Genomic DNA, 14,704 nt, shown 5'->3' on the forward strand with positions numbered 1-14,704 from the left:
AAATTTCCTTACTTATTTTTAATAATAGTCACTAAAATATAAGCTGAACTGCCATAACCGAATAAATTTAACCAACGGTTCAGAATGCCATAAAAATGCCCTGCTTAGCTAAAAGATAGGCATGTATACCGCTCCAATACGTAGGTATTTGGTAAATTAGGGGCCTAAATAACAAAAACAATAATTATCCACTCTTTCACAAAATCAGCAACAATTATATAATTTAATATCTTTTGATGATCCAAAAAAGAATATTCTCTGCCCTGTTTATATTGGTGCTTGGCCAACAAATCTATTCCCAAGACTTCCTAATTAAATCCCCTGATGAGAACATAAAACTTCAGGTAAATATTGATGAAGGCATCGGCTGGTCTGCATTCCTTAATGAAGAAGTGGTACTAAACAATGTAGGTGTAGGAATGGATTTCTCTAACGGTCAGGATTTTGGAGACAACCCTAAGGTAAAAGCACATAGGATTAAAGATTATACGTCTACTATTTATCCTGCGGTTTCCCATAAAGATGCCGAGATCAAGGATGAATTTACCGAACTTTCCATAACATTCAAAGGAAACTATATACTTAATTTCAGAGCTTATAATGACGGAGTGGCCTACCAATTTATAGATATGGGCAGGGCGTCACGTAATGTAAAATCGGAACGGCTGTCCTTTACTTTTCCTGAGGGATCACGCAGTCTTTTCCCTGAAGAAAAAAGTATGTATTCCCATAATGAACGTAGTTATATTGACAAATTGCTTCCTGAAATTTCATCAGAGGAATTTTGCAGTCTCCCGGTATTATTTGTTACCGAAAATGCCAATGTATTGTTTACCGAAACAGCTCTTCATGATTACCCGGCTATGTTTGTGCGGGGTAATGGGAACACTACCATGGATGCTATATTTCCAAAACTTGTTCTGGAAGCAGTTGATAACGAAAAAAATTCCCCTGACCGCAATCAGACTATTACCAAGGAAGCCGATTATATAGCGGAAACAACAGGAAAAAGGTCCTATCCTTGGCGGGTCTTCATGATCAGTGATGACGATAGAACTTTTGTAGAGAGCAATTTAACCTATCAATTGGCAAAACCATCGGTTATTGAAAATACGGACTGGATAAAGCCTGGTAAGGTAGCCTGGGATTGGTATAATGCCAATAATATCTATGGGGTCGATTTTAAATCGGGACTAAACACCGCTACCTACAAATACTATATAGATTTTGCATCTTCCAACAACATAGAATATGTAATACTGGATGAAGGGTGGACCAAATCCACCACAGAAATCCTCGATTTCAATCCGGATATAGATGTACCGGAATTGATCAGGTATGGAAAAGAAAAAGGGGTGGATATTATTCTTTGGACCCTATGGAAACCCCTACAAGAAAACCTTGTTGAAATCCTTGAAACCTATAAAAGCTGGGGAGCAAAAGGAATTAAGATCGATTTTATACAGCGTAGCGACCAATATGTGGTGAACTCCTATGAGGAAATAGCAAAAGAATGCGCTAGGTTGGAATTGTTGGTAGATTTTCATGGTTCTTTTAAACCTTCTGGCTTAAGACGTATGTATCCCAATGTGATAAACTATGAAGGTGTAAAGGGTAGCGAAAACAATAAATGGAGCAAGGATATTACTCCAGAGCACAATGTGACCATTCCCTTTATCCGAATGGCCGCAGGTCCCATGGATTATACCCCAGGTGCCATGAGCAATAAACAAAGAGCAAATTTCGGCATTAGCGGCAAGCGACCTATGAGTATGGGCACCCGCGCACATCAGGTGGCCATGTACGTGGTGTACGAAGCCCCCTTACAAATGCTATGCGAATCGCCGTCAAGGTATTACCAGGAACAGGAGACCGTGGATTTCATTACACAAATTCCAACAATATGGGATGAAACCATTGTGCTACATGGGGCTGTAGGCGATTATATTGCGGTTGCCAGAAGAAAGGGAGATAGCTGGTATATTGGAGCCATGACCGATTGGACTAAAAGAAGTTTGGAACTGGACCTCTCCTTTTTGGCAGAGGGGGATTTTAAAATGAATGTTTTCAGGGATGGCATCAATGCAAACCGATATGCCGAGGATTATAAGGTAGAGAATTTGCAGGTTGACAAAAATTCGAAAATAACGGCACAGATGGCAGCTGGTGGAGGCTGGGTAGCAATTATTTCCAAATAAGAGCCAGATGAATAAAAACGATATGGCTTCCTCTAAAGATTCTTTGAATAATAAACCAAACAAACGGCATCTGATTTTGAAAGATTTATGTTTTTAATCCAATGGCGCAGTAAAGCAAAAACCTTTGGCCAAAAAAACACTATTTAATAAAACGTACACCTCAAATGAATAAAAGATATTCTACCTATTATCTTCTCTTTCTTGCTTTTATAAGCGTGGTTGCTTGTAAAAGTCCCAAGAAAGAAACAAAAAAACCAAATATACTTTTTGTATCCATAGATGACCTAAGGCCTACATTGGGAGCGTATGGTGATACCATAGCCATTACACCAAATATGGACCAGTTTGCGGCAGAAGGAATGACCTTTAGACAGACTTTTACCCAGGTAGCCGTATGTGCCCCTTCAAGGGCTAGTTTAATGACAGGATTAAGACCAGATTCAACCCGTGTTTGGCACCTTGGTGACAAGTTCCGCGACATACACCCCAATACGGTTACCATGCCGCAATATTTCTCCGAATTTGGTTATCATACCGTAAATCTCGGTAAAATCTTTCACAACTATATGCCAGACTCCATTTCGTGGGACGAACCAGATCTACGACCCGCCCAATATTTGCGTCCGGAATGGTTAAACAGGGATGGGGAAACTTTTTACATCAGTAAGGAAATAAATGAATCACAGGTTAAAAAAAGGGATTCCCTATTAAAATTAAGACCTGTACGCTACGCCGATGGCTGGAATACCGGACCCGCTTGGGAGGCTGCTGCCGTTCATGATACCATGTACTATGATGGGGCCCAAACCGAACTCGCAAAAAGAACCCTTAGCCGATTGGCCAAGATGGATGCTCCCTTCTACATGGGCCTCGGCTATTTTAGACCCCACCTTCCGTTTGCAGTACCCAAGAAGTACTGGGATTTATACGATGCAGAGAAAATACCTTTGGCGCCAAATCCAAACGTACCCAAAAATGCACCTGGCCATACCATGAATTCTATGTATGAACTTCGGCACTACGACGGCTTTAATAAAATTGGCCATCCTGAATCTGACTATAGAATGAGTGTTGATACCACCAGAATTTTAAAGCATGGTTATTATGCAAGTGTAAGCTATGTGGACGCCTTGCTGGGCGACCTCTTTTCCCATATGAAAAAGATTGGAATATATGAAAATACCATTATTATCCTGTGGGGAGATCATGGTTGGAAATTGGGCGACCATAATAGTTGGGGCAAAATGACCAACTACAATATTGATCTAAAGGTTCCAATGATCATTCGCTATCCAAACCAGGAAAATAGAGGGGCACAGACCTTTGAAATTACCGAACTGATAGATATGTTTCCTTCACTCTGCGAACTAGCTGGTATTGAAATTCCGGATTATATACAAGGAACCAGCTTTGTGCCATTGATTAAAGACCCCAAACGCCAATGGAAAAAAGCCGCCTTCAGTCAATTTCACCGTAGACCTAAAGTATCTGCCGATGGGAAGCGCTATATGGGGTATTCCATTAACACAAAAAAATACCACTATATAGAATGGTACACTTGGGATCCAAAAACAGGGACCAAAGGCGAATTAAAAAGTACTGAGTTGTATGACAGCGAGAATGACCCCCACGAAACCGTCAATATCGCTAACGAAAAAATACATGCAACTGTCGTAAAAGAATTGTCCCAACAACTTGCCGAAGGTTGGCAAAAAGCAAGACCCAATAACCCATAATAGAACCATTTTATTTCCTTTACACTGCAATCCATTATCCAATAAAAACAGGCTAAAAGCCACAATTGGCAATAAAAAATAGGGCCCCAAGCGGAATGCGGATTGGGAAATAACAAGAATGCAATCTTTTGTGGTAAACCTGTTATCCAAAGCGTAAAAAACCATTATAGATGTTGCAGATTACTAAAGAATAATACTCGCTAACAAGTGGTAACACTATAGTAGGGGCGTTTGGCTTGCTCCAATTTCTATCTATACATTTCCTCTTTATGTTTACTTGTACAACAATTTCAATTTGCCAGACCAAAATCAGAACGCTAATATTGTAGAACCGTAACATTGGCGTAATTTCAACAATTACTTCAACTAAATTGTAAAAATTTACTGGGATACAAATCCCAACACCCACTAAAAATATGGAAACGACCAAAGATTTTGAACAATTTGAAAACCTAGAGGAAGAACAACTACCTGTTGCCAAACACAAACTACATGATTGGACCCATTTTGCCGGATTGTATGCTGCAGAGCATGTTGCAGCCACCGAATTTGTTATTGGAGCAACATTTGTAGCCCTGGGCGCCAAAACACAGGACATACTATTGGGACTTTTAATTGGTAATATATTAGCTGTTCTAAGTTGGACATTTATTACCTCCCCAATTGCCGTGGATACGCGATTAAGTCTCTACACCTATTTAAATAAGATTGCCGGGGATTCCATGACCAAGTTATACAACTGGGCCAATGTGATTATTTTTTCGGTTATATCTGCTGCCATGGTTACCGTATCGGCAACCGCGGTTCGCTTTGCCTTTGATATACCGGCCCAACTCAATTGGTACCCTACCAATCTGTGGTTTGTTTTAATTGTCTTTGGGGTTGGTATTGTTGTGGTTTCCATAGCACTGTATGGATTTAATGCAGTTTCTGAATTTTCCGGGATTTGTGCTCCATGGTTATTTGTAATGTTCACTAGTGGGGCTATGATACTCATGCCGGCTTTGTCCCTGGATGTATTGGGTAAAACCTTACCATCTGGATTGACAGATTTTATGGCCATGGGCAACCAATCCATATGGACGGGAATTGATAGTAACGGGGAACCGGGTATTGGGTTGATAGAGGTAATAGGGTTTGCCTGGGCTGCCAATACCATCACCCACTTTGGGCTAATTGATATGGCCCTTTTACGTTTTGCCAAAAAGAAAGTATACGGACTGGCCACAAGTACGGGAATGATGTTCGGCCATTATGTTGCTTGGATTGCCGCTGGTATTATGGGAGCCGGAGCTGCTGTGATCCTAGGAAAGTCTATAGTAGAGCTCGACCCCGGGGATGTGGCCTACTACGCCTTGGGATGGTCCGGTTTTGTCATTGTTATTGTGGCCGGTTGGACCACTGCCATTACAAACCTGTATAGGGCCGGATTGGCAGCACAGGCCATTTTCTACAACCACTCCAGGAAAAAAACTACCATAGTGGTTGGCTTTATAACTATAGCCATCGCATGTTTCCCTTTTGTCTTTTCGCAGATACTGCCTCTATTAACCTATGCCGGTCTCTTAGTGGTACCCGTAGGGGCAATAGTATTCGCTGAACATCAAATTTTTCCAAGAATAGGCTTTACCCGTTATTGGTCTTCTTATCGAAATTTAACCTTTAGCACCCCGGCAGTTGCTTCATGGGCCTTGGGATTATTGTTCGGTTTTGGGCTAAACGCCCTAAACGTTATGTCTTTCTTTTACCTCTTTATTCCCACCTGGGCTTTTACCATTCTGGTGTATACTTTCCTAGCTGCCCGTTATGGCGCAAAGGACGCCTATCCACAGGAAGAGGAAGAAGAAAAAATACGCAACCAAAACATTGCCAAATACCAGGAACAAAAAGGAAAAATGGAAAAGAAGCATATAAAGGATACTTCCATTTTTTCGCGAATATTAAAATTGATTTCTGTTACTGCCCTTGTCATTACCTTGATATTGGGAGGTATTGTACTCTTTGATAGTGCTGACGAAAATATTTATATAGCCAATCGCGCACAATTTTATCAATACGCCTTCATTTGTACCATACTCTATTTTATTACTGCCTATTGGGCTTTTCAGCGTGCTAAACAAAAGCAAAAAATCTAATTGTAATGGATACGACAACAATTATACTTAATCAAGAAAATTTAGATCAAATAACAGGTGGAATTTCCACGGTAGGTTATGACCGAAAAAATATTAAATCGGGAATAGTCCATATTGGTGTAGGTGGTTTTCACCGTTCACATCAGGCTTTTTATACCCATCTACTCCAGGAAAAATACAATGCCCAAGAATGGGGTATCTGTGGTGTAGGATTGCGTGAGGGCGATAGAAAAATACACGATGTGCTTACAAAACAGGACGGCCTTTACACTTTAATAGTAAAACATCCAAATGGCAAGATAGAGCCCAGTATAATAGGCTCTATAGGCAATTTCATACTGGGAGTGGACAACCCATTGCTTGTTATTGATCGTATGGCAGATGCTGCTACTAAAATAGTTTCCCTTACCATTACCGAAGGCGGTTATAATTTTAACCCTGCAACAGGTGAATTTGATTTTGATAACCCAGCTATCCAACACGATCTAAAAAACCCTGATAGTCCAAAAACAGTATATGGCTATTTAACGGCTGCGCTTAAAAAGCGTCGTGATGCCAAACTTAAGGCCTTCAGTATAATGTCTTGTGATAATATTCTGCACAATGGGGATGTAGCCCGTAAAATGCTCTTATCATTCGCCAAAAAACAAGATGCGGCATTGGCCGTTTGGATAGAAAAAGAGGTGTGCTTTCCCAATAGCATGGTTGATCGTATTACCCCGGTAACTACCCAATCTGATATAGATTACCTAGAAAAAAACTACGGAATAAAGGATGAATGGCCAGTAACCTGTGAGCCATTTATACAATGGGTTGTAGAGGACAATTTTTCCAATGGCCGACCCGAATATGAAAAAGTTGGGGTTCAATTTGTTCCCGATGTGAAGCCTTATGAAAAAATGAAACTCCGTTTATTAAATGCAGGCCATTCCGTGCTTGGCTTACTGGGAGCAATCCACGGACATAACACCATTAATGCCTGCATGGAAGATAAGACCTTTGTTGATTATTTAAGGTCGTTTATGGACAAGGAAGCCACACCAATCTTGGATGAAGTAAAGGGGATAGATCTAGACCAATACAAAGACAGTTTGGAAGCACGCTTTGCCAACCCAAACATAAAAGACAGTGTAAGTCGAATTTGTTCGGAAAGTTCTGCCAAACTGCCTAAGTTTTTGATAGCCACTCTGGAAGAGAATTTAGCTGAGGGGAGAAGTATTGAATTCGCCACCTTGGTTATCGCAGCTTGGTGCTATTACAGCGATAAACAAGTTGATAAAAATGGACAGCCCATGGAAATTATTGATGCCATGGCCAAGGAGCTCCACACAGCAGCCGCAAAAACTGGAACAGACCCTTTAGCGTTTATTAAACAGGAATCGCTTTTTGGTGATCTTGCGAAGAATGAACGCTTTGCCGACTTATACTCGGTCATGGTTCAGAAAATATACAATGATCCCAATATCAAAAAGCACATGAAAGACATGCTCTAATTGATTAATCCAAGGGAAATTGTCAATTATTAAATACGCCTAAAATATGCTGGGTTTTAGTTTGAAATATTTACTACTACCTTGGCGACTGGCAGTTATACCTTAATTAATTATTATGCCAAAAACCAGTGGCTAAGACTACACAACAATTATAATCCGTATTTATTTGCGTTAACAAATTAATGCCGCATATAAAGGGGGCGTAATGGACTATCCATGACCGATTTCAATGGCAAATGGTTGTTTGAAAACACTAAGAAAATTGATTACCACACCTTTATTTATTTCAGATGTATGTGATGTGGAACCATGGTGTTTTATAAATATCGCAGTTTACTGCCTAGGGTTACCGTATTACTAAAGGAAGTGGTTTCTATCCCAATTTAAATTTTAGTATTTTTAATCGGCATTCTTTTGAGCAGGGGGAGTTACCCTCTGTATGAATTTAAAATAAAAAACCAACCTTTATACCTATACCATGAAACTACCACAGCGGATACTAATTACCCTAGGACTTGTTCTGGCCTTTTACTTATTATCGGGATCGGATTATCCCATCCCAAATGGGAAGACAACGGACAAAAGGCCCAATATACTATTCTGTATTGCTGATGATTGGGGTTGGCCGCATGCCGGTGTGTATGGTGATGCCGTGGTACAGACCCCAGTATTTGATAAACTGGCCAAGGAGGGGGTGCTTTTTAACCATGCCTATGTATCCAGTCCTTCCTGTACCCCTAGCAGAAGTGCAATTTTAACGGGCCAGTATCACTGGCAATTGGGAGAGAGTGCCAACCTTTGGTCCACAATGGATGTAGATATACCTGTTTACCCATTATTATTGGAAGAATCCGGTTATCATGTGGGGCATTGGCGCAAATGTTGGGGTCCCGGCAATTTGAAGGCCGGGGGTTATGTAGACAAACATCCAGGGGGGCAGAATTACCAAAAAGGTTTTGGGGAATTCCTAAAATCGAGACCAGAAGGGGAACCATTTTGTTTTTGGTTGGGTGCTTCGGATCCGCACAGGCCATACAAAAAAGGCGTTGGTAAGGAGTCGGGAATAGATATCGATAAAGTACAGCTTCCTGGTTTTTATCCTGATGTGGAAGAAATACGCTCCGATATAGCCGATTATTATTTTGAAGTACAGCGATTTGATAGGGATGTGGGCAATGCAATTAAAATGCTGGAAGAAATAGGGGAATTGGAAAATACGATTATTGTCATGACCGGCGACCATGGAATGCCGTTCCCAAGGTGTAAAAGCAATTTATATGATATGGGGGTCCGTGTGCCCTTGGCCATCCGTTGGGGCGAAAAAGTTAAGGGCAACAGGCAAATTGAAGATTTTGTTTCCCTGACCGATCTGGCCGTCACCTTTCTGGGAGCGGCAGGAGTAGATATTCCCGTTCAAATGTCGGGGAAATCACTGGAACCTATTCTTCTATCGGACAAGGAAGGTTGGGTAGAAGCTGTACGCGATCATGTGATTTTTGGAAAAGAACGCCACACCCCTGCCCAGCTAGCACCTTCCACAAAAGGGTATCCTTCACGTGGAATTAGAACCAAAAAATACATTTATATCCGAAATATTTATCCTGAATTGTGGCCGGCCGGGGTTCCAGAAGGTGCTACCCATCCTATGAACAGCTTTGCAGATTCTGATAATGGCCCTACCAAAACATTTCTTATAGAAAACGCCAATGAACCGAAATATAAGCGCTTCTACCAATGGAGTTTTGGCAAACGCCCAGCCGAAGAATTGTACGACATTACAACAGACCCCGATCAACTAAATAATCTGGCAGAGAGCCCAATCTATGCTACCGTCAAAAAAGATTTGTCCAACAAGCTTAATGGTCTTTTAAAAGCTACCAATGATCCTCGAATAATTGGTGGAGGGGAAAAATTTGACACCTACCCGTACAGGGCAGGATATAAGCTTAACACTGGCAAATAGGTATAAACAGGCAACAAACCATGCATCAAAGGCTTAAGAATATAAAATATGCCCTGGTAGATAAATAAAGCAACAACTTAATTAAATTAGCACTGGTATTAACTAATTTTTGTGGAATTGCACAAGTACTAAAATCTAAAAAATGTCCAAAAATAAAATTGCCCTCGTAACCGGAGGGAGTCGTGGTTTAGGTAGGGATATGGCCATAAACCTAGCTAAAAAAGGTATAAATGTAATCATCACCTACCACACCAATAAGTCGGCCGCAGATGAGGCAGTTGCCCAGATTTCCCAACTAGGGCCTTCTGCATATGCCTTACAATTGGATACCGTTAAAATTGCTTCCTTTGATCAGTTTTTTATGGATCTTTCCAATTATTTAAAATCGGAATTGGAAGAAGACAAATTTGATTTTTTAATTAATAATGCCGGTACCGGGATATATCAACCTTTTATTGAAACAACGGAGGAGCAATTTGATGAAATGGTGAATGTACATTTCAAAGGAGTCTATTTCCTTACCCAAAAAGCATTGCCCTTTTTAAACGATGGAAGCAGGATCATAAATATATCATCTGGGCTAACCAGGTTTACCTTTCCCAATTCATCCGCATATGCTCCAACTAAGGCTGCGGTAGAGGTCTTTACAAAATATTTGGCCAAGGAACTGGCACATCGTAAAATTAGGGCCAATGTTGTGGCCCCAGGTGCTGTTGCTACAGATTTTGGCGGGGGTGAAAACAAAACCAACGAGCAAAAAAGAAAAGCGGTCACCGCAGCTACAGCATTAGGTCGCGTTGGCAAGCCCGAAGATATAGGAGGTGTAGTGGCCTTTTTATGTACCGAAGATGCACAATGGATTAACGGGCAGCGTATAGAAGCCTCAGGAGGGATACTACTTTGAAAATGACTTAAAACCGGAAAAATTATACCTTTTATAATAATAGTTGGGACGCCAATCAAAAAGCCCGTTATGTATCCTTGGTAGATATTGATTGGGGAGGCGACTACCAGGTTGAAAATATCAGGAAAGTTTTTGGATGACCTATTTGAACGGTAATATTGCCGGTTAAGAATCTGGCACCTTAAAAGTTGGTTTGGCCAGCTCCCTACCCTAATAGGACCTACGAAATGGATCACTGATCACGGCCCTATAATATTTCCTGAAGATAATGAAACCCGATGCTTCAAAAACAAAATCATTTACAAAGGTCTGTTCTTTAGGGGGTGGTTCCCTAAAAGTGTTCAGATTTGCTATACTTGAGGCGTACCTACAGTCCATAGTGATCTTCTCATAAGTTTTGCTCCCTATGCTAGGATAATTGCCATTTTTTTTGTCCTAATTATTTAGGGTTCATAACTTTGCCGGCCGATATGAAAAAGCAATTAAAAAGGGGGTATAGAATTAGTAAATATGTGGTGTACAAGGAAACCCTTATTGATCCATCGGAATTATTTTGGTCCTTCCTAGGTTCATTTTGTGGTATAGCTACCATTGGGCTTATTCAAAGTTATTATCTGACCCCATCGGACAATATACTGCTAATAGGTTCCTTTGGTGCTACTAGTGTCCTTATCTACGGAGCTATACAGAGTCCGTTGGCCCAACCTCGGAACCTAATAGCTGGTCACCTCATAAGTGCTTTTATAGGAGTAAGTATCTTTCATATCCTTGGTGATATTCTTTGGTTGGCCGCCGCTTTGGCCGTGTCTCTATCCATTATCGCCATGCAAATTAGTAAAACCCTACACCCTCCGGGAGGGGCCACGGCCTTAATAGCCGTAATGGGCTCGGAAAAAATAACCGACCTAAGCTATGGATATATATTTTTTCCCGTATTAAGCGGTTTAACCATAATGTTATTGCTGGCCTTGGTTTTTAACAATATTACACCCAACAGAAAATATCCTACGGACGACAAATTCTCCAGAACCTTTAAATGGATGGTGACCCCTGCGAAATCTAAAATCCAAAAAATAAGAAATAAGTAAGAGGTGGCTAACATAACAGCTACACCATGGCTTATGCCCATACGTTTATAACTTTAACCTTATTTATAATCAATACGGCAATAAGGGTGCTCAAAAATTATTAAACACTAAAAAGTTAGCTATAATGTTATTATATCTGGTGTCTTTGGCGTAAATTTACAGGTATATCTACCTACAGTACTATGTCAGAATTCTCTACCAGGCGTATCAAACTGGTCTTTTCCCTGTCCTTATTAACAACCCTTATCTCTATAATTTGGTTTTTTATTGCAAGAGGCTTGGATATGTCCCTATTAAGCAATTACATAGGCGCCACTGTGCCTTTTTTTATATTATCGGCCTTTATTTCCAAAAAGGGAAACCTTACCCTGGCCCGTTTTATCTATATGATCGCTTTTAACCTGAGCGTAACCCTAACAGCATCCTTTATAGGAAAAGCAGGTAGTGTAGAATTTATTCTAATGTTTGCCTTGGCGCTGCCTTTTGTCATGTTTTCTTTTAGACGGGAAAAATCTTTAATTGTCTTTTTTTCCGCACTCTCCATGTTGTTATGGTTTCTATTGTATTTCACCAATTTCGACCTCTTTACATCTATCCATATGGATCAAGAAATGGCAAGTACCTACGTGTACCCCATCTCTGTAGTCACCACAATTGTGCTAGTTACCTATCAGCTTATATTTTTCTCCTATATAAATGCACAATACTATTCCAAAATCTATAATCAGCGCGAAGAAGCTATTGAAGCCTCTAATTCCAAGTCGCGTTTTTTAAGTATGATGAGTCATGAAATACGTACACCATTAAATGCCGTTATTGGCCTTTCCCACATTCTGGGAGATACCAATCCTAGAAAGGACCAGGAACAAAATATAGAAGCATTGAACTACTCTGGTAAAATACTGCTCAATCTTCTGAACAATGTATTGGATTTTAGCAAAATGGAATCAACAAAAATAGAGCTCGATCCTATTCCCACCAATATCATGGCTGCAGTGAAGCAAATTAAAAAAATACACGAGCCCAGTTGTATTAGAAAAGGAATTACGCTTAAACTGGCTATTGATGAAGAAATTCCACTGGTGTGGTTAGACGTAGTACGCTTTAATCAGGTAATTAATAATCTGGTCTCCAATGCCATAAAGTTTACAGATGAAGGAACTGTAACCCTAAAAATAGCAAAAAGGTCCTTGGCAGATGAAACAATAATATTAAGTACAGAAATAATAGATACAGGAATTGGTATTCCAAAAGATCAACAAGAAAAAATATGGCAGGCCTTTACCCAAGCTTCAAGTAGTACCAACAGGCTTTATGGGGGAACTGGACTAGGGCTACCCATAGTAAAAAGTATTGTTGAAGCTATGGGATCTAAAATGGAAATTGATAGTGAGAAAGGACTGGGCAGTCGTTTTTATTTTGATTTGAATCTAAAATTGGCCACTAATCAGGAGTTGGAACGAGCCTCATACAAAAAAGAGCACCAACTTAATGGTAAGCGTATTTTATTGGTAGAAGACAATCAAATAAACGTAATGGTGGGCAAGCAAATATTGGAAAAGGCTAAATTGGAAGTTGATGTGGCCTATGACGGACTTGAGGCTGTAGAAAAGGTCAGGGAGAAAGAATATGATGCTGTATTAATGGACATTCAAATGCCGCACATGGACGGTTATTCAGCCTCAAAGGAAATCAGAAAATTTAATACCACTATACCTATCTTGGCCCTATCTGCCTCCGTGTTTATGGAGGTGAAAAGCAAAATTCTTGAAAGTGGTATGAACGGATTTATTTTTAAACCCTTTGATCCAAATGGCCTACTGGATAAGATAGAAGAAGCCGTTAGCACTTAGTACTGGAATTAACATGTTAAATCCTTACGACATTGATTTATTATAAAAGCAACGGACCGTTTAATTAACGGCCCGTTGTATACATTAACTGTCTATATTTACTCCTAATAAAATAGAAGTATTATTCCATTTTAAGCACGGCAAACTTGCCTTTGTTCCAACCGTGCACCAATAAATATAATTGCTTTGTACCGTTCGCTTTTTCAACGAAATGGGGCCACACTTGATGAATATTCGTTAGAACAGGGATATCCAGATCTCCTGGAATTACTGTGGACACCAATTCCTCACCGCTGTGCACATAGACCGGGGCAGATTTTTGGTCCCCAATAGCACTTAGTGCATTCAGGAAAAAATGCTCTGTTTTATAGGATACATTACATACCAAACTACCCTCTGGAATATCCTTAAAGGTTTCTACAAACTTACCTTTTTTAGTGAATTTAACTACCTGCCCAGCTGCGCGGTTAGCTACCAAGATATGCTTATTGTGGGCATAGATACCATGAGCGGTCTGGAATTGTCCTGGTTTATCACCCTTTCCACCCCAAGCCAGCTTGCCCCACTGCCAATTACCGCCTTTTTCCTTTATGGTCATTACAAAATCTCCTTTGGAGTAACCATGCGCAACATACAAGGTTCCTTTTAAATAGGTAACATCGGTTACCCCAAAATTACTGTCTTCCCTAGAAAAGAAATCATTGGCCTCTTTAAAGTTGAATTCGGTTCCCACCGGTTTTAGAATTTCACTTACCACGGTCCCGTCCAGTGTCAATACCAAAACTCTTTTGCCTTCCTGTGCAAGGGCGAGGTATTTCTTGCCTTTATGAACAAAAAAGACTATTCCATGTATGTTATCCTTTAAGCGCTCATCTGTACCAATAACCGTCCACTTGCTAAGATCTGGGCTAATGGAACATAGTCCATATCCCGGTATACCCGTGTATACAATTCCCGTTTCCGGGTCTTCATTAAAGCCTCCGTGCATTCCTGGTTCAAATTCTTGGGCTTCCTTAGGAAATGCTGCTGTAAGTTCCTGGTCATAGGAAAAAACAAATGCCCCTTGCCCGGTTACCAACTGTGCCTTTTCGGGGTTGTGGTGATCTTGTAAATGGGTATGTTTATGATGGTGATCCAAAACCGCATAATCATGAGCGTGATGTGTGTGGTCATGTGGGTGATTGTGTTGGGGCTCTTGTGCCCTTACATTTTCTAAAAATCCTAAAAGCGATACCATTAGTACGCCTGCTACTGTTGTTCTTTTTACCATGGTTGGTCTGTGATTATTTTTTGTGAAAGTTAATTATTCCTGCTCTAACATTAAAGTCTAAAAG

9 protein-coding genes are annotated in these 14,704 nt (G+C 40.3%); 8 read left to right on the top strand and 1 reads right to left on the bottom strand.

The genetic code is table 11. The features are described 5' to 3' along the window. Nucleotides 1-236 precede the first annotated feature (236 nt). The 8 genes from EHW67_RS19120 (at nt 237) to EHW67_RS19155 (ending at nt 13,370) form a co-directional block, all read left to right on the top strand. Entirely contained in the window at nt 237-2,198 is a 1,962-nt protein-coding gene (locus EHW67_RS19120; protein ID WP_126163979.1) for a glycoside hydrolase family 97 protein, read from the top strand. Between the two features lie 164 nt (nt 2,199-2,362). Further along, entirely contained in the window at nt 2,363-3,934 is a 1,572-nt protein-coding gene (locus tag EHW67_RS19125) for a sulfatase (RefSeq protein WP_126163980.1), read from the top strand. 416 nt (nt 3,935-4,350) lie between these two features. After that, complete coding sequence (locus tag EHW67_RS19130; protein ID WP_126163981.1) at nt 4,351-6,069, top strand: purine-cytosine permease family protein; 1,719 nt, start codon at nt 4,351-4,353, stop codon at nt 6,067-6,069. Nucleotides 6,070-6,074: 5 nt separating this feature from the next. Continuing rightward, nucleotides 6,075-7,562 carry a mannitol dehydrogenase family protein gene (locus EHW67_RS19135; protein ID WP_126163982.1) on the top strand — a complete coding sequence of 496 codons (1,488 nt, stop codon included), beginning with the start codon at nt 6,075-6,077 and terminating at the stop codon, nt 7,560-7,562. Between the two features lie 478 nt (nt 7,563-8,040). Continuing rightward, on the top strand, nt 8,041-9,525 hold the full coding sequence (locus EHW67_RS19140; RefSeq protein WP_126163983.1) for a sulfatase family protein: 1,485 nt from the start codon (nt 8,041-8,043) through the stop codon (nt 9,523-9,525). A 142-nt stretch (nt 9,526-9,667) separates the two neighbouring features. Beyond that, entirely contained in the window at nt 9,668-10,429 is a 762-nt protein-coding gene (locus tag EHW67_RS19145; protein ID WP_126163984.1) for an SDR family oxidoreductase, read from the top strand. A gap of 470 nt (nt 10,430-10,899) precedes the next feature. Next, nucleotides 10,900-11,517 (top strand): HPP family protein, encoded by a 618-nt coding sequence (locus tag EHW67_RS19150; protein WP_126163985.1) that lies wholly within the window; start codon nt 10,900-10,902, stop codon nt 11,515-11,517. A 182-nt stretch (nt 11,518-11,699) separates the two neighbouring features. Next, entirely contained in the window at nt 11,700-13,370 is a 1,671-nt protein-coding gene (locus EHW67_RS19155) for a response regulator (protein ID WP_126163986.1), read from the top strand. Between the two features lie 121 nt (nt 13,371-13,491). On the opposite strand, the gene EHW67_RS19160 is transcribed toward EHW67_RS19155, so the two are convergent. Continuing rightward, nucleotides 13,492-14,640: an NHL repeat-containing protein gene (locus EHW67_RS19160; RefSeq protein WP_126163987.1), complete on the bottom strand. Its 1,149-nt coding sequence runs from the start codon at nt 14,638-14,640 to the stop codon at nt 13,492-13,494. Between the last annotated feature and the right edge of the window lie 64 nt (nt 14,641-14,704).

The organism is Arenibacter aquaticus, assembly GCF_003957295.1.
Lineage (GTDB): Bacteria > Bacteroidota > Bacteroidia > Flavobacteriales > Flavobacteriaceae > Arenibacter > Arenibacter aquaticus.